Origin of the sequence: Gloeomargarita sp. SKYB120, from assembly GCA_025062155.1 — a bacterium.
In the GTDB taxonomy this organism is placed as follows: domain Bacteria; phylum Cyanobacteriota; class Cyanobacteriia; order Gloeomargaritales; family Gloeomargaritaceae; genus Gloeomargarita.
Map to the genome: position 1 here is coordinate 44745 of JANXAM010000014.1, position 13964 is coordinate 58708.

The following is a 13964-nucleotide window of genomic DNA, read 5'->3' on the forward strand; positions in this document are numbered from 1 at the left end:
ATTGACCAAGGATTGCAGATTTTCGATTGGACTCACCTGTAACTTACGCACCTTTTGTTTAATCCGATACCACACCTATTCGATTGGATTCAAATCGGGTGAATAACTCACACCCAGCCGCTTCCACCACTTGCCTGACTGCTGCTGACCGGTGAAAACTGGCATTGTCCATCACTATCTTTTTGCCAGGACCAATCGCCGGTAGTAACCACTCACGCAACCAAGCTAAAGCTCCCTATCCAGGTTAATGGCTCGATTAATCTCCCGAGATAATAACCACCCATCATACTCACCCTTTCACGTTTTTTACCTACCTTTTTGCCATAAACTCTTTCCCCTTTTACACCCCAGCCATACGCATAAACCGCTCGCTGGTCAATGCCGGATTGGTCTATGTAAACGACTTCTTCCGGCTTCACATCCCTCATTCTCTCTAGATACGCCTGTCGCTCCTGCTCATCTTGTTCTTGGTAGGAAAATATAGCCTATCTTTTTGAGTGCTCTACAAATCGTCATACTACTCACACCCCAGATGGCCGCCATTTCCTTTTGGGTCAGACTGGGATTTGCCTCGACAAACTTGCGAAATTTATCCAAGTCTTTAATCTCAGAACTATACCCCTTTTGGTAACCGGTCTTCGGCGCGCAGTCACCGGTTTTAGACTATTGTTTGAGCCAACGTTTTAATGTGCGATACCCGATGTGAATCCCTCAAGACCGCTTCAATGGCTTTCTGACGTAAGTCTTTGCTGTAAGGCTATAGACATCGCTCCGTAACCTATTAGCCTTATTCTACGTCAGACTAAATGTTTTTTAGCCATAGAAGCGGCCGGGTTTTGACTGGTTTATTTACCAAGATATTCACCTGATTTGAATCCAATTGAGCAGGTGTGATCTCGGCTGAAAAGATGGGTCGGTTATGCGTGGAGTTTAACCAAGCAAAGCCTGCGTTCTCTCGTGGATGAAGCTGTCTGTCTTAATATGTCAACCTTTGTCGTCTTAGCTATAAGGCAGAGAAGGTTGCGACTGGGGAGAATAAAGCCATCGCTGCTGTCGAACGCCTGCAGAGATTCACTCGTAGCCACGACTGCGCAAGCTGTGAACAAACAGTAAGCAAGAGCAGACAGACAGCATAGGGTTTGCTTATTTTCATTGCCTGGTTGGCAAAGCCGTTCCCTATCAGGCTGCTTGGGGTGTGACCGCCGACTCATTGACCCACGCCCGTACCCGTTGCGCCACCAATTCAGGGTACTCCAACATAGCGAAATGACCGCAGTTGGGCAACTCCCACACAATGTCCTCGCCCGCCCGGAAACGGGGATGGAAACTGGCCAAGTGGCGCACATAGACGCAGGGCATGATGGGGTCCTTTTGGCCCGCCACTAAATACAGTGGCTGGGTCAACTGGCTGACCACCTGGGGCAACCGATGCACCTCCATTTCCGTGGTTGAAGTCAGCAGGGTACCTTGAGCCGCCTGGGGGCAGGCCTGCAGCCAATCCTTGAGCCGCTGTTTCCCCCACTGCACTGGCAACGGTCGAGCCACGTCACGGCGGGCAAAAAACCAGCCACCGCCAGGCACCCATTGCATCCAAGGGGCGCGCCAACGCACCAACTGCACCCCTAAGCGGCGAAAGCGGTCAAATTCCTGTTGCAAATAAATCCCACCACCAGCGTTGATGCCAATCACGCCGGCAACCCGTTCGGGAAATTGCGCCGCCGTCAGCAGCGCGACACTCGCCCCCAGCGAATGGCCCACCAACCAACAGGTGGATATCCCCACATAGCTCAACAGTTCCGCCAAATCCTGAGCGTAGCTATCCAATGAAAAAACGGGGTTGTTGACCGTCGGCTGGGACGCCCCAAATCCCCGCAAATCATAGCTCAAACAGGTGAAATCCCGCTTGAGCAAGTCCGTCAAGGGTCGCCAGTAGTGGCGACTCAACAACCAGCCGTGGATAAATACCAGTGCCGGACCGTCACCTACCAACTCGTAAACATGCGGCACACCCTGGATAGAAACGGTCGGCATGGGAACCAATGACAATCAAGGACATGGGTTTGCCCGTAACCCATCCTACCAGATGGCGCCCTGCTTTCCCAACCCCCGCTACCAGCTCGCCTTGACCACCCCTGGCAATAAGCCTTGGAGCGCCAGTTCCCGCAGCGCGTTGCGACACAGGCCAAAATCTCGGAAATACCCGCGCGGGCGTCCGGTCAACCAGCAACGATTACGCAGGCGATTGGGGGCGCTATTGCGCGGTAGGCGTTGCAATTGCCGGTGAATGGCCAGCCGTTCCTCCCACGTCTCCGCCGCCAGAAATTGCTGCTTGAGTTGCTCTCGTTTCTCGCGGTACTTGTTCACCAGCCGTTGCCGGCGTTTTTCCCGCTCGATCATGCTCTTTTTGGCCATTGCCCCCCTACCTACGCGCAAAACTAATCTCCTATTATTCCTATCCGTGGTTTGACTCGTCAAGGGGCGGTGGGGATTGTACCCTAGAAAGAAAGCGAGGGAACCGGCGATGGCGAAATTTCGGATTGGACAACGGGTGCGGATTGTGCGCCTACCGGCCTATGTCAAAACCGCCGAACCGATGCCGATGTTGCGCCCACCGCAGGTGATTTCGGTCGGCGAGGAGGGCGTGATTCTGGCCTATCATCCGGGCGGCGATTGGAGTGTGCGTTGTCAACGGGGAGCCTACTTACTAGCGGAATCTTACTTGGAGGCAGTAGAGCCATGAGCACGGCCAAGGAACAGCGGCATCCGTTGTATCACGTGGACCGGCTGGTGGTGGACCAGCTCTTGCTCAGCGATCCGGACGACTACGCGCTGGCAGAATGGGCGCGGTTGTACATCCGTTACCAAAACTTTCCGGGGGCGCGGGATATCCAGCGGGATTTGGCGCAAACCCTAGAGCGCTGGGGGCTAGCGCTGGAGGAGGTGTTCCAGCGGACGCGGGCCATTCATCAGCAGGGCCTGGTCTACCGTGGTCGCGCCACCGCCCAGGAGGACTGGAACTAACCCCATGCGCTGGCCTTACGTCACCACCGGCATCCCCGACGAGGCGTTCGAGCGCCTGCCCGGCATCCCCTTGAGCAAACGGGAGTCGCGCGTTTTGATCCTGTCGCAACTTTGTCTGCAAAAAAATTCGATTGTTTGGGACATCGGCGCCGGCACCGGCACAATTGCGATTGAAAGCGCTCTGTTGTGCCAGGAGGGGCAAGTGATTGCCATCGAGCGGGACGAGGATGTGGTGGGATTAATCCAGCGCAATGCCGAACGGTTTGAAGTGCAAAATATGACCATCGTGGCGGGTCATGCGCCCGATTGCCTGCAAGCCATCACGCCCCTTCCGGACCGGATTTGCTTAGAGGGGGGACGCCCGGTGGATCTAATGTTGCGAGAATCCTGGCGCTATCTGCGTCAAGGAGGCCGCCTGGTCACTGCCACCGACAGCCTGGAGGCCTTTTACAGCCTGATGCAAACCTTGGGGGAACTCCAAGCCCGCAAAGTCGAAGTGATCCAATCCGCCGTCAACCGGTTAGAGACACGGGGCATGCAGCGAGTTTTGGTGGCGCTGGACCCCATCTTTATCCTGAGCGGGGAAAAGCCATGACCTTGGCTGTGCTGCTGGCAACGCTCCAGCGTTTGGCCTACCCAGCGGTGCTTCCGTTGCCGCAGTGGGAAATCGCCAAGGAACCCGAACTGGCATGGCAAACGGTCGAAATACCTGCGACCTGGGGGGGCTACAACCAGACCGTCTGGTGGCGCAAACGGGTCACGTTACCGACGGCCTGGCGGAACCGCCCAATCGCTCTGCGCATGGACATTCCCGAGGGGTTGGTCTTTCTCGAGCAGCAGCCCTACAGCGGTCTGGATCGCCATCATCCGGTTATTGTTTTGCCGCCGGACCTGGGGCCGGAATTCACCCTTCAGATTCAGGCCGACAGCGGTCGCACCCGTGAACCCCCCACCTGCCGGTTCAGTGAACTGGTGGTGATTGACCCCGAAGCCGAAAAGCTCTGGACCTGGCTGGCGCATCTCCAGACGGTGCAGGAAGCGTACCCCTGGGTCCAGGCGGGTTTGCAAGCCTGGCTAGCAACCGTGGAAACGACAGCGATTGACGTCCCGACCTGGCTGAAAACCTTGCCTGCAGCCCTACGCGCCCAGACGACCAGCCCTGCGACACCCCACATCTACCTGGTCGGCCATTCCCATCTGGATGTGGTCTGGCTGTGGACCCTGGACCAAACCCGCCGCAAAGTCGGTCGCACCTTCAGCACCGCTTTGAATTTGCTGCAGGAATTCCCCCATTTTTATTTCCTCCAAACCCAAGCGCAACTCTACCGCTATTGCCAGCAGGATTACCCAGAGATTTACCGGCATCTCAAGGCGCAGGTGCAAGTGGGCCGGTGGTGCGTGGAGGGGGCCGTGTGGGTTGAACCCGACGGCAATTTAATCAGCGGTGAATCCTGGGTGCGACAACTGGTTTACGGGCAACGGTTTTTTCAACAGGAATTCAACGTCACCTGTCGCGTGCTGTGGCTGCCCGATAGCTTTGGGTATCACGGCAATTTGCCCCAGTTGCTGCAACAGGCCGGCATCTCCTACTTCTTCACCACAAAACTGAACTGGAACGACACCCAGGCGTTTCCCTACGCTTCTTTCTGGTGGCAGGGGATTGACGGGACGCGGGTGCTGGCGCATCAACCGCCGGTGGGGCTAGAAGGATTGCTGAGCATTCCCGACCTGGATAAAACGGGCCAGCGCTATGCCCAGAAAGAGGTGGCGCCGGTCGTGTTGCAAACCTTTGGCTACGGGGATGGCGGCGGCGGCGTCACGCGGCAGCATTTACAGCTCTCCGAGTTGCTGCAATCGCTCAATCTGCCCTATCCCCATCAGATTTCCGACCCCGTCGCCTTTTTCACCCACTTAGAGCGCTACGGCGACCGGCTCCCCACCTGGCAGGGCGAGCTGTACCTGGAAAAACATCGAGGGACCTATACGACCCACAGCCGCGTCAAACAGCAGCACCGCCAGGCCGAGCGGGAATTTTACCTCACGGAACTACTGGCTACTTACGCCTGGTTAGCCGGCGCTCCCTACCCGGCGACCCGCCTCGACCAGTGCTGGCAACAGCTCTTGCTCCTGCAGTTTCACGACATTTTGCCCGGTACCTTCATCGCCGACGCCTACCCCCAGGTTATGGAGGACTTTGCGCAAATCCGGAGGGATTTATCGGCGTTGCGCCAGGAAGCGTTAGACCGTTTGCGGGCGCATCCCATCGCAGCCGATACGTGGACTGTATGGAACGTCATCCATGCCCTGGAAAACGCCGATGTGTTCCTACCGGTGCCCCGCACCCTGCTGCAGGGGAACCGCTTTACCCTGCGCGCCAATGGCCAGGTGATTCCCCACCAAGTGTTAACGGCAACCAGTCCCGTCCCGAGCTTGTATCCCGAACATCACCCGCCTGGATGCACGCCCGTTTTGTGCCGGCTGCCCACGCTACCTGCTTACAGCAGCATCGAAATTCACTGGGAACCCACAACCGTCCCTGACGCACAACCGCCCTACGCTCCCACTGTGCAGCATCTGGAGAACGAATGGTTGCGCTTGACCTTGGACGCCCAGGGGAACTTGCGCGAGCTGTGGGATAAACGGTTGCAGCGCAATTGCCTGGCGCCTGGACAGGCGGGGGCCGAAATTTGCCTGTTTCTCGACCGTCCCCGGCAGTGGGAAGCCTGGGACATTGACGCGGACTACGCCCAGCACCCCAGCCCCACACTGCGACTCACAGGCGCCCAGGTGGTCGAGCAGGGCCCACTGCGCCAGGGGGTTGCGTTTGCCTACGAGGTGCATCAGGAGAACGGCCTGCACTGCCGCCTGCAGAAGTCCCTGTACCTGTACCGAGACAAACCCTTTGTGGAATGTTTTGTGGCGGTGGATTTAACCCAAAACAATTACGCGCCGTTTGTGATGAAACTCCGGTTGCCGGTGGACCTGGATTGCGAGCAGGCCACGTTTGACATTCCCTTCGGGATGATCCGGCGCTCGACCACCCATCCTGCTCAATTTGAAGTGCCCGCCTTGACCTGGGCGGACCTGTCTGGCCCCATTTGGGGCATGAGTGTGCTGAGCCGCGATAAATATGGCTTTTCGGTGGGGAAAAATTGCATCAGTCTGACGCTGCTACGGGTGGCCCATTATCCCCATCCTCAAGAACCGTGGCATTTAACCGATACGGCAATTACCGATACGGGAACCCATATGTTTTGCTGCCGGTTTTATCCCCACGCCGGCGACGTGACCACGGCCTCCATCCCCCAGCAGGCCCGAGAGTTCTTGTACCCACCGCTAGGGGTCCCTGGCCGTTTTCGCCAGCCCCTGAACCCGCTGGTCACGCTGGATACACCCCACGTATGCCTGGCGGCGGTGAAAAAAGCGATGGCAAGCGAGGCGATGGTCCTGCGGCTTTACGAGACCCGTGGGCAACCGACGCAGGCTCGTCTGGTTTCCCACATCCCGGTGCGGGAGATTTGGGAGTGCGACCTGCAGGAAAGACCCCAACGTTGCCTCGGCCAGGGGGCTGCCTGGACCTTAGATTTCTCTCCGTTCCAGGTCAAAACCCTGCTGCTATGGCCTGGTTAGGAGGGTCAACACCTGGGGGGGCGACGCATCCGGTGGATAGAGCAAACTCACCTGGACCCATCGCCGTTGCCCTGGCGCCATGCGCATTTCCACCAGCGGTTCCAGCATCTGACCTCGCCGCAACACTAGATGGGTATCCCGCACGCGCGGTAGGCCTTGATCATCGTCGTAGCGCACCCGCACCGTTCCTCGGAAAAAGACCTGGGGCGCTGGTGGTTGCCAAAACCGTAGTCCTCCCTCAGGGCGGTCGGTTTTCAAGGGCGACTCCAACCCCAGCACTACCTGGCGGGTCTGGGACTGGCGATTGACCAGAGGCAAGACCAGGCTGTAGTGCACGGTGTAGTTGCCGTGGGTGCGGTAGGCGGTGTCGGGATAACGGACGAGCATCGGCGCCGTTTGGTCCTGGCCCGTGCCCAGACGCCCGCGCGGTAACAGGCTAATCCCGTAGGAAAGCGCACCACCCGGCGGGGGAATGGCCAGGGTATCCTGCTGGGGGTCCGTGAGGACAGCCCGCCACCGCGTTCCTAGGGCCACCCCGCTGACCCGGCCATAGCGAAACGTCCCGGCTGGAGCATCAAGAGGCGTGGGCGCTAAATCCCGAGGGCCGGCGAGATGCCCTTCCTGCAACAGTTGCCGCCAACGGCTTAAGCTGGGGGGTTTCTCATGGCCGTCGGGCGTGACGGTGGCAAACAGCCCTAAACTAGCGGCGTAAACCGCCTGGTCACTGTGCAGACGTAGCAGGACCGAGCGGGCATTGCGGGTGATCCCCAAGCGGCGGGTGGGAATCGGCTGGTTGAGCAGGACGCGGGTCTCCCCCGGCGGAATCGTCAGGGTTTGGGGCGCCAGGGGTTGATGCCCTCCTCGCAGTAGAAAATCTGTCAAGCGGCTCCCCGGCCCGCTATAGACCCAGCCCAAAGGATTCGGCACGGCAGACGGGAGCGCAAGGAAGGGAGCGTCCGGTTGAGTCAAAAAGCTGGCGCCCTGGCGCAGCGTGACGGTAGCCGGTCGGGGCCCCGGATTCCCCAGCAGAAACCCCAGGTAAAACGTGCGGTCGTCCTGAGCGCCAGGAGCATCGGCGATGTGGTGCAAAAACGCCGCGAATTCCCCTTGAAACCGGTAGTTGAGATGGGCGCTGGGATGCCGCATCCCCCGGGGCGGAAACGTCGAGAGCAAAATCCCCTCAGTCAGCACCAATTCGGGGCTGTTGCTGTTGAAGAGGGGAATGGCATTCAACCCCCCCGTCAGCGGGCGCACCACCTGCGGACGGAAGATTTCCTGTACGGCTGGCGCTTGGGCAATGGCTACCCATCCCATCATCCTGGGACAACAGCAATGGCTTCAATCTCCACCCGCGCCTCCTTCGGCAAGCGGGCGACTTGAACGCAGGCCCGCGCAGGGGCGTACCCCGCCGGAAAGTACTCGGCATAGACCTGGTTCATCGCCGCAAAATCCGCCAGGTCCACCAAATAAACCGTCGTTTTCACCACGTGCTGCCAGCTACAGCCCGCCGCCTGCAACACCGCTCCCAGGTTCTCCATCACTTGGCGGGTCTGGGCGGTAATGTCGCCATCTACAAGTTCCCCCTGGGCATTCAACGGAATTTGCCCCGACAAAAACAGCCAAGTGCCCTGGGCCAGTACCGCCTGCTGATAGGGGCCAACGGGCAAGGGCGCCCGCTCTGTCTGCACCGGTTGGGGCCTCATACCGTCGGACGAATCCCGTAGTAGCGAAATCGCAGGTAATCCTGCAGGATGTGGCTGTGGTCAAAACACAGCGGATGGGGGACGTCCCAGGGCAAAAAGATGCCGACGCCCTTGGCATCATCCCCCGCCTGAGGTTCGCCAGTCGCCGTGGCGATAAAAACAGTGGCAATCGTATGCTGTCGCGGGTCCCGCTGGGGGTCGGAGTAGGTGTGAAACTGGGTGACCAATTCCACCGTCAACCCGGTTTCCTCTTGGGCTTCCCGCCGCGCTGCCTGCGCCAAGGTTTCCCCGTAGTCCACAAACCCGCCCGGAATGGCCCAGCCCAGGGGCGCGTGTTGCCGTTCTACCAGCACCAAAGGCCGATGGGGACGGTCCACCAGCTCGATGAGAATATCCACTGTCGGGGCTGGGGTGCGGGTCATGCCTATGCTTCCTGAAACTCCAGATATAACTGGCGCAGTTGCTCGATCAATTCTTGCTCCACCTGCTCGATAAACTCCCCTGCCTGCTGCGCATCGAAGGCGTACCGCTCGCTCACATCGGGGTCCATCAGGTAATCCCGCAGGGACTCCAGCATGACCTCGGCCATCTCCTCAGCAAATTGGTCGGCGACGTCGGAGTAGGGTGCCATACGGTACACAATGTAAACGTCTTCATTTTATTGTTACCATGCACCAGGAACTTCGCCTATCACCGGACGTTATTAAGTTTGATGAACGGGGGCTGGTGCCGGCCATCATCCAGGACTACCGCGATGGCATGGTGCTAATGGTTGCCTGGATGAACCGCGAGTCCCTGCAAAAGACCCTGGAAACGGGACGCACCTGGTTTTGGAGCCGCTCGCGGCAACAGCTCTGGCCCAAAGGAGACACCTCCGGCCATGTGCAGTGGGTACGCTGGATCCGCTACGACTGCGACCACGATGCCCTGCTCATCGGGGTGGAACAGGTGGGAGACATCGCCTGCCACAAGGGAGAACGCAGTTGTTTTCACCTGGTGGATGACCCGCAGGGCCCCCCCCAATTGCCTCCCAGCGACCTGCTCCAGCAGCTCTACATCCTGATTTGCCAGCGCCGCGACCAACCCCAGCCCGGTTCCTACACCAGCCATCTGTTCGAAGGGGGCGACAACCGGATTCTCAAGAAAATTGGCGAAGAAACCGCCGAATTTCTCATGGCCTGCAAAGACCGGCACCCTGAAACCATAGCCAGCGAATGCGCCGACTTGCTCTACCACACCCTGGTGGCGCTAGCGGCATGCCACGTGCCTTGGTCGAACGTGCTCCAGGAATTAGCGCGACGCCGACGGTAATGGCGCCAGAAAGCGCCAAAACACCCCCAACCTGTTTGTGGCTCCCGACAGCAATCGAGCTTTCATCTACCAGGACAAATCCAGACTCGTTACGAGTACGACTAGGTTTGCGCTACAGTAGAGGGGCAACCCAACCCATCTGAGGAAGGATTGGCCTATGGCTTACCAACTGCCCGAGTTACCCTACCCCCAAGACGCTCTGGCGCCCTACATCACGGGGGAATTGATGAGCTATCACTACGGCAAGCACCACGCTGCCTACGTGACCAACTACAACAACCTGGTCAAGGACACCGAGTACGACAGCATGCCCATTGAGGAGGTGATCAAAAAAACCTACGGCGACCCCAGCAAGGTGGGGATTTTCAACAACGGCGCTCAGGCCTGGAACCACACTTTCTACTGGAACTGCATGAAACCTGGGGGCGGGGGTGAACCGACCGGCCCGCTGGCGGAAAAAATCAAGGCCGATTTCGGCAGCTTTGAGGCGTTCAAAACCGCCTTCAAGCAGGCGGGGGTCACCCAATTTGGCAGCGGGTGGGCCTGGCTAGTGCTGGAAAATGGCACGTTGAAGGTGACCAAGACCGCCAACGCCGACAACCCCCTGTGCTTTAACCAGATTCCCCTGCTGACGATGGACGTGTGGGAGCACGCCTACTACCTCGTCTATCAAAACCGGCGGCCCGACTACGCCCAGGACTTCATTGACCACCTGATCAACTGGGATTTCGTCAGCGCCCAGTACGCCGCTGCCACCGCCTAAAACGCGGTCGTGCCAAGGATCACACAAAGGCAGGGGACCTCCCCTGTTTTTTTTATCGCCGGAGCCGCGTGCTGACTTTGACAACATTGCTGTTGTTAAAGTAGGCTAAAGATACTTAAGAAACTTTTAGGTTGTTTTACTCATGGCTCCTATGGCGACCCCTGATGCTTCCCTGGACCCGGTGCGGGTGTATTTGCGCGAAATTGGTCGGATTCCCCTGCTCAGCCATGCGGAGGAGGTGGCCCTTGGGCGACAGGTGCAGGCATTGACCCAGCTCCAGGAAAAACGCGCCGAACGCGAGCGGCAGTTGGGACGCCCCATTACCCAGGCGGAATGGGCCGAGTACGTAGGCTGTTCCGTCGAAGAGTTGGAGCGCCGCTGTAAAGCCGGGGAGCAGGCCAAGCGCAAAATGATTGAGGCCAACTTGCGGCTGGTGGTCTCGGTGGCCAAAAAGTACGTCAAGCGCAACGTGGATTTGCTGGATTTAATTCAAGAGGGCACGATTGGGATGCAGCGGGGGGTGGAAAAGTTCGACCCCAGCAAGGGCTACCGCTTCAGCACCTACGCCTACTGGTGGATTCGCCAGGCCATTACCCGCGCCATCGCTGAAAAAAGCCGCACCATCCGCTTGCCCATCCACATTACCGAAAAAATGAACAAGTTCAAGCGGGTACAGCGGGAGTTGTCCCAGAAGCTGGGGCGGTCCCCCACCATTGACGAACTGGCCCAGGCCCTGGATTTAACCCCTAACCAGGTGCGGGAGTATTTGGAGCGGATGCGCCAGCCCCTCTCGTTGGATGTAAAAGTGGGGGACAACCTGGACACGGAACTGGGGGATTTGCTGGAGGACCAGGGCATCAGCCCCGAAGAATACGCCGCTCAAGAGTCCCTAATGAGCGACATCGCCAGCGTCATCAACGACCTGACTCCCCAGCAGCGACAGGTCATTCGCCTGCGTTACGGGTTAAACGGCGAGACCCCCTTGACCCTATCGCGCATTGGCGAACTGATGAACATCAGCCGCGAGCGGGTGCGGCAGATCGAGCGGGAAGCCTTGACCCGCCTCAAACGCCGCCGCAGCGACATGCGTCACTATTTGGCCGGTTAGCGTCGCCAGTTCACTTTGGGCAGAATTTGCCGGACATCCACCCGGTGCTTGTAGCGTAGGGCGAAATTCAGCAGCGAATCCAGCAGCGAGTCCGACAGGTAGTGGGGTTGCAGCCCCAGGTCCAAAAGCTTGGTGTTTTTAGCGTTGTAGTAGTGCTCCTCCTGCTCCACGCGGGGGTTGTCCAAGTGGTGAATGGTCACTTTTAACCCCATCGCCGCCCCCGCCTGTTGCACCTTTTGGGCCAGCTCCAGCACGGTGAACTGTTCCGTGAACTGGTTAAACACGCGAAATTCCCCCGGTTGCGCAGGGTGCCGGATGGCTAGTTCCACGCAGCGCACCGTATCGCGAATATCCAAGAAGCCCCGCGTTTGCCCACCCTTGCCATAGACGGTCAGGGGATGCCCAATCGCCGCCTGGACGCAAAACCGGTTCAGCGCCGTGCCGAAAATCCCGTCGTAGTCCAGGCGATTGATCAGGGCCTCGTCCATGCCGCATTCCTCCGTGAGCACACCATAGACCACCCCCTGGTTCAAATCCGTCGCCCGCAGGCCCCACACCCGGCAGGCGAAGTGGATGTTGTGGGAATCATGCACCTTGCTCAGGTGGTACATCGAACCCGGTTGTTTGGGGTAGGGCAGGGTGTCCTTGCGGCCATTGTGCTCGATGGTGATGTAGCCCTCTTCAATGTCAATGTTGGGCGTACCGTATTCCCCCATCGTGCCGAGTTTCACGAGGTGGCAGTCGGGAAACTCCTCCTTCATGGCGTAGAGAATGTTGAGCGTCCCCACCACATTATTCACCTGGGTCAGCACGGCGTGTTCCCGGTCAATCATGGAAAAGGGGGCCGAGCGCTGTTCCCCAAAATGCACAATGGCTTGGGGTTCAAACTGGCGCAGGGATTTGATGAGAAATTGGTAATCGGTGATGTCACCCAGGAATAAATCAATTTTTTGCCCGGTCAGTTCATACCAGCGGCGCAACCGCTCCTGAATTGGCGTAATCGGGGTGAGGGTTTCCACCTGCAATTGCATATCCCAGTAGCGGCGGATCAGGCTGTCCAGGATGCCGACCCGATAGCCGCGATTGGCCAGATGTAACGCGGTTGCCCAGCCACAGTAACCATCCCCACCAATGACCAGAACGTTCATAACCTCTTGCCCATCTTTTGCGATATTTGTTTAATGTATCAGGTTTTGGGGATCACGCTAGCAAATGAGAATGGGGCTGGAGTCAAGGCGTTGGTTGACGATGAAAAGGCGGTACATCGGGGCATGGCTCGGGGTGGGTCTGAGTTTGACCCTTTGGGGGCTTTCGTCCGCGTTTGCCCAAAAGTCACCCCTGAGTCCCGCTTTGCAAACCTACTTTGACCACCTGGAGCGAGGACAGGAAGCCTTGACGTTGCGGGAATATACGGTGGCCGTTGCTGCCTTTACCCAGGCGATTCAGGTGCAGCCCCAGCGTTTTGAAGCCTATTACCAGCGCGGGCAAGCCTACAGTTTTTTGGGGCAGGACGCCGCCGCCTTGGCCGATGCGGAAAAAGCCATTCAACTCAATCCGACCTATGCCCCGGCCTACACCTTGCGGGGGCTGCTCCGGTTTCGCCATCGCAAGGAACTTGAACCCGCCTTGGCCGATTTGAACCGCTCATTGGCCCTAGACCCCCAGCAGGCTGCCGTTTACGGGTTGCGGGGTGCGATTAAGCGGCAGATGCAGGATATTGCCGGTGCCATCGCCGATTTTGAACAAGGGATTCAAGTCGCTCGCGCCCGCAAGCAATTCTCCCTCTACAAAGCCCTGGAGCGGGAACTGGAGCGCACCCGTCAACTCCAACCCCACTAACCACACAGGTAGCACGGTTTGAGAGACTGGTTAGGATGGGAGTTGCAGCAGGTTCGTAGGGAGTCAAGCCATGGCCAAGTATTGGACGCTGGCAGCCCTAGCGAGTGTGCTATTGGCAGTGCCGGTCAAGGGGCAACCTCTCACCCCGGCGGAACAATACCTTCTACAAAGTTACATGGGGCAGGCCTACGGTCGGTTCATGGCTGGGTCTTTGGGCATCAAAAGTCTCCATGTACTCACTAACGACACATCTACCTGCGCAGGCTTAACGGTTGGGTTGGGAACCGGTTTTGTGGACTTGGAAGGCCGACGCCCCCTAGCAGTAACAGTGTTGGCCACACCCACAGCGGCACAGATGTTGAATCCGAAAGAGGACGGGGTTGCCCTGCTATTCGGGGGTCAGGCGACGGCTGAGGTGAATGCTGCTCTGACTCGCAGTGTTTTGCGTCAGCTTGCCCAGGACCAGTATCCGGGGGCTATTTTTTTCCACCTGCGAGTTTGGACGCCTGGGTTTGTCGCCCAAGCCGCTCAGGAAGACCCCCTGATTGCCAGTTACCTTGCGGCTAAGAACAACCTGTTTGCGGTGATA

Annotated in this window: 16 protein-coding genes and 1 pseudogene; 9 read left to right on the forward strand and 8 right to left on the reverse strand. The window is 58.4% G+C overall.

Annotation, left to right across the window (positions count from 1 at the left end; genetic code table 11):
• Positions 1-9 precede the first annotated feature (9 nt).
• The 3 genes and pseudogenes from NZ705_06775 to rpsN all read right to left on the reverse strand — a co-directional run bounded on the left by NZ705_06775 (position 10) and on the right by rpsN (position 2412).
• A pseudogene (locus NZ705_06775) lies at positions 10-727 on the reverse strand (transposase).
• A 452-nt stretch (positions 728-1179) separates the two neighbouring features.
• Entirely contained in the window at positions 1180-2031 is an 852-nt protein-coding gene (locus tag NZ705_06780) for an alpha/beta hydrolase (GenBank protein ID MCS7292661.1), read from the reverse strand.
• Between the two features lie 78 nt (positions 2032-2109).
• Positions 2110-2412 (reverse strand): 30S ribosomal protein S14, encoded by a 303-nt coding sequence (gene rpsN / locus NZ705_06785; protein ID MCS7292662.1) that lies wholly within the window; start codon positions 2410-2412, stop codon positions 2110-2112.
• A gap of 109 nt (positions 2413-2521) precedes the next feature.
• Between rpsN and NZ705_06790 the strand changes: the two genes are divergently transcribed.
• From NZ705_06790 to NZ705_06805, 4 genes are read left to right on the forward strand one after another with little or no spacing between them, the layout of a single operon-like run.
• On the forward strand, positions 2522-2740 hold the full coding sequence (locus NZ705_06790; protein MCS7292663.1) for a DUF3148 domain-containing protein: 219 nt from the start codon (positions 2522-2524) through the stop codon (positions 2738-2740).
• Positions 2737-3021, forward strand: a complete 285-nt coding sequence (locus tag NZ705_06795; GenBank protein MCS7292664.1) for a DUF3288 family protein — start codon at positions 2737-2739, stop codon at positions 3019-3021. Before NZ705_06790 ends, NZ705_06795 begins: the two co-directional genes overlap by 4 nt.
• Before the next feature lie 4 nt (positions 3022-3025).
• Positions 3026-3616, forward strand: coding sequence for a precorrin-6Y C5,15-methyltransferase subunit CbiT (cbiT, locus tag NZ705_06800; protein ID MCS7292665.1), 591 nt, complete (start codon positions 3026-3028; stop codon positions 3614-3616).
• Complete coding sequence (locus tag NZ705_06805; GenBank protein MCS7292666.1) at positions 3613-6651, forward strand: glycosyl hydrolase-related protein; 3039 nt, start codon at positions 3613-3615, stop codon at positions 6649-6651. Before cbiT ends, NZ705_06805 begins: the two co-directional genes overlap by 4 nt.
• On the opposite strand, the gene NZ705_06810 is transcribed toward NZ705_06805, so the two are convergent.
• From NZ705_06810 to NZ705_06825, 4 genes are read right to left on the reverse strand one after another with little or no spacing between them, the layout of a single operon-like run.
• Positions 6637-7968: a DUF3370 domain-containing protein gene (locus NZ705_06810; GenBank protein MCS7292667.1), complete on the reverse strand. Its 1332-nt coding sequence runs from the start codon at positions 7966-7968 to the stop codon at positions 6637-6639. The two genes, NZ705_06805 and NZ705_06810, sit on opposite strands and share 15 nt — an antisense overlap.
• Complete coding sequence (locus NZ705_06815; GenBank protein ID MCS7292668.1) at positions 7965-8354, reverse strand: RidA family protein; 390 nt, start codon at positions 8352-8354, stop codon at positions 7965-7967. The genes NZ705_06810 and NZ705_06815 overlap by 4 nt, the downstream gene beginning before the upstream one ends.
• Positions 8351-8776, reverse strand: coding sequence for an NUDIX hydrolase (locus NZ705_06820; protein ID MCS7292669.1), 426 nt, complete (start codon positions 8774-8776; stop codon positions 8351-8353). Before NZ705_06820 ends, NZ705_06815 begins: the two co-directional genes overlap by 4 nt.
• Positions 8777-8778: 2 nt before the next feature.
• Positions 8779-8985, reverse strand: coding sequence for a hypothetical protein (locus NZ705_06825; GenBank protein MCS7292670.1), 207 nt, complete (start codon positions 8983-8985; stop codon positions 8779-8781).
• A gap of 38 nt (positions 8986-9023) precedes the next feature.
• On the opposite strand from NZ705_06825, the gene hisIE reads away from it, so the two are divergent.
• The 3 genes from hisIE to NZ705_06840 all read left to right on the forward strand — a co-directional run bounded on the left by hisIE (position 9024) and on the right by NZ705_06840 (position 11536).
• Positions 9024-9665, forward strand: coding sequence for a bifunctional phosphoribosyl-AMP cyclohydrolase/phosphoribosyl-ATP diphosphatase HisIE (gene hisIE / locus NZ705_06830; GenBank protein MCS7292671.1), 642 nt, complete (start codon positions 9024-9026; stop codon positions 9663-9665).
• A 157-nt stretch (positions 9666-9822) separates the two neighbouring features.
• Positions 9823-10428, forward strand: coding sequence for a superoxide dismutase (locus NZ705_06835; GenBank protein MCS7292672.1), 606 nt, complete (start codon positions 9823-9825; stop codon positions 10426-10428).
• 151 nt (positions 10429-10579) lie between these two features.
• Positions 10580-11536, forward strand: a complete 957-nt coding sequence (locus NZ705_06840) for an RNA polymerase sigma factor, RpoD/SigA family (GenBank protein MCS7292673.1) — start codon at positions 10580-10582, stop codon at positions 11534-11536.
• On the opposite strand, the gene NZ705_06845 is transcribed toward NZ705_06840, so the two are convergent.
• Complete coding sequence (locus NZ705_06845; GenBank protein MCS7292674.1) at positions 11533-12684, reverse strand: NAD-dependent epimerase/dehydratase family protein; 1152 nt, start codon at positions 12682-12684, stop codon at positions 11533-11535. The genes NZ705_06840 and NZ705_06845 overlap by 4 nt on opposite strands.
• Before the next feature lie 100 nt (positions 12685-12784).
• On the opposite strand from NZ705_06845, the gene NZ705_06850 reads away from it, so the two are divergent.
• Positions 12785-13375, forward strand: a complete 591-nt coding sequence (locus tag NZ705_06850; protein ID MCS7292675.1) for a tetratricopeptide repeat protein — start codon at positions 12785-12787, stop codon at positions 13373-13375.
• A 70-nt stretch (positions 13376-13445) separates the two neighbouring features.
• The coding region (locus tag NZ705_06855) for a hypothetical protein (protein ID MCS7292676.1) at positions 13446-13964 on the forward strand (519 nt) is incomplete at its 3' end.

Coding starts and splice junctions, on each gene's coding strand:
- NZ705_06780 (MCS7292661.1), bottom strand. CDS start 2,031: ATGCCGACCGTTTCTATCCAGGGTGTGCCGCATGTTTACGAGTTGGTA.
- rpsN (MCS7292662.1), bottom strand. CDS start 2,412: ATGGCCAAAAAGAGCATGATCGAGCGGGAAAAACGCCGGCAACGGCTG.
- NZ705_06790 (MCS7292663.1), top strand. CDS start 2,522: ATGGCGAAATTTCGGATTGGACAACGGGTGCGGATTGTGCGCCTACCG.
- NZ705_06795 (MCS7292664.1), top strand. CDS start 2,737: ATGAGCACGGCCAAGGAACAGCGGCATCCGTTGTATCACGTGGACCGG.
- cbiT (MCS7292665.1), top strand. CDS start 3,026: ATGCGCTGGCCTTACGTCACCACCGGCATCCCCGACGAGGCGTTCGAG.
- NZ705_06805 (MCS7292666.1), top strand. CDS start 3,613: ATGACCTTGGCTGTGCTGCTGGCAACGCTCCAGCGTTTGGCCTACCCA.
- NZ705_06810 (MCS7292667.1), bottom strand. CDS start 7,968: ATGATGGGATGGGTAGCCATTGCCCAAGCGCCAGCCGTACAGGAAATC.
- NZ705_06815 (MCS7292668.1), bottom strand. CDS start 8,354: ATGAGGCCCCAACCGGTGCAGACAGAGCGGGCGCCCTTGCCCGTTGGC.
- NZ705_06820 (MCS7292669.1), bottom strand. CDS start 8,776: ATGACCCGCACCCCAGCCCCGACAGTGGATATTCTCATCGAGCTGGTG.
- NZ705_06825 (MCS7292670.1), bottom strand. CDS start 8,985: ATGGCACCCTACTCCGACGTCGCCGACCAATTTGCTGAGGAGATGGCC.
- hisIE (MCS7292671.1), top strand. CDS start 9,024: ATGCACCAGGAACTTCGCCTATCACCGGACGTTATTAAGTTTGATGAA.
- NZ705_06835 (MCS7292672.1), top strand. CDS start 9,823: ATGGCTTACCAACTGCCCGAGTTACCCTACCCCCAAGACGCTCTGGCG.
- NZ705_06840 (MCS7292673.1), top strand. CDS start 10,580: ATGGCGACCCCTGATGCTTCCCTGGACCCGGTGCGGGTGTATTTGCGC.
- NZ705_06845 (MCS7292674.1), bottom strand. CDS start 12,684: ATGAACGTTCTGGTCATTGGTGGGGATGGTTACTGTGGCTGGGCAACC.
- NZ705_06850 (MCS7292675.1), top strand. CDS start 12,785: ATGAAAAGGCGGTACATCGGGGCATGGCTCGGGGTGGGTCTGAGTTTG.